This is a genomic window from Microbacterium sp. zg.Y909 (genome assembly GCF_024626565.1).
Genome location: NZ_JANJFJ010000705.1, coordinates 1 through 857 on the forward strand (window position 1 = coordinate 1; position 857 = coordinate 857).

Annotated in this window: 1 protein-coding gene and 1 riboswitch; the gene reads right to left on the reverse strand. The window is 71.4% G+C overall.

Annotation, left to right across the window (positions count from 1 at the left end; genetic code table 11):
- Nucleotides 1–4: 4 nt before the first annotated feature.
- Nucleotides 5–655 carry an ECF transporter S component gene (locus NQ160_RS24270; RefSeq protein ID WP_257517525.1) on the reverse strand — a complete coding sequence of 217 codons (651 nt, stop codon included), beginning with the start codon at nt 653–655 and terminating at the stop codon, nt 5–7.
- A riboswitch (TPP riboswitch) is annotated at nt 649–758 on the reverse strand. (Overlaps the previous gene by 7 nt.)
- Between the last annotated feature and the right edge of the window lie 99 nt (nt 759–857).

An 857-nucleotide genomic window follows, 5' to 3' on the forward strand; every position in this document is an offset into this window, starting at 1 on the left:
CACGTCAGACGCGCCGGGAGACCTCGCGGCCTGCCGCGAACCTGCCCAGCGCACCGGTGGCGGCCAGCCCTCGCGCGATGAGCCAGGCGCCGAGACCCGCGATGACCGCGCCCGAGAGCGTCGTCGAGGCGATGTAGACGGTGGTGAAGAGCGTGTCCGCCCCCGCGTACCAGAGGATGCGGTCGTTGATGCCGGCGGCGAGGCCCGCCCCGGCTCCGGCGAGGATCGCCACCGGCAGCCGCCACACGCCGTAGAGGAACAGCAGGAACACCAGCTCGGCCCCCGCCCCCTGCACGAGACCGGACACGATCGTCAACGGCCCCCACTTGTTGCCGAGGAGGGCCGAGATCACCGCGGCGACGGTCTCGGTGTAGAGGGCCGCCCCCGGCTTTCGGATGATGAGCCCGCCGAGCACTCCTGCGATCAGCCAGGGACCCGCGAGCAGGCCCTGGACGCCGGGCAGCAGCGGCGTCAGCAGCGCGCTCGGACCCTCGTAGCCGACGTTCCACAGCAGGAACACCGCCGCACAGGCGACGGCGATGACGCTGGCCACGACGATGTCGACGACGCGCCAGCGGGCGCGCTGCGACAGCGGCGGAACGGCCGGTCGCGATGAGCTCTGCGCGGTTGCGCCAGCAGGCTTCGATGCGTGCATTTCTCTCTCCTCCCTGCGCCGGCATGATCCGGATCAGGTTCGACGGTCGAAGCGTGGATCGCTTCCTCTCAGCCCGGCTCACCGGACTCCCGTGGTTGTGGCGTCGAGTATACCCACGGGCGGGCAGGGTATTTTTGGCAGGTGACCACCGAGGACGCCCCCCCGCTCACGCGTCGCGCAAGACGTGCGCGCCTGCGCGCCG

What these genes read in the sequence shown, in the direction of transcription:
- NQ160_RS24270 (WP_257517525.1), bottom strand. Translation starts at nt 655, where the DNA reads ATGCACGCATCGAAGCCTGCTGGCGCAACCGCGCAGAGCTCATCGCGA.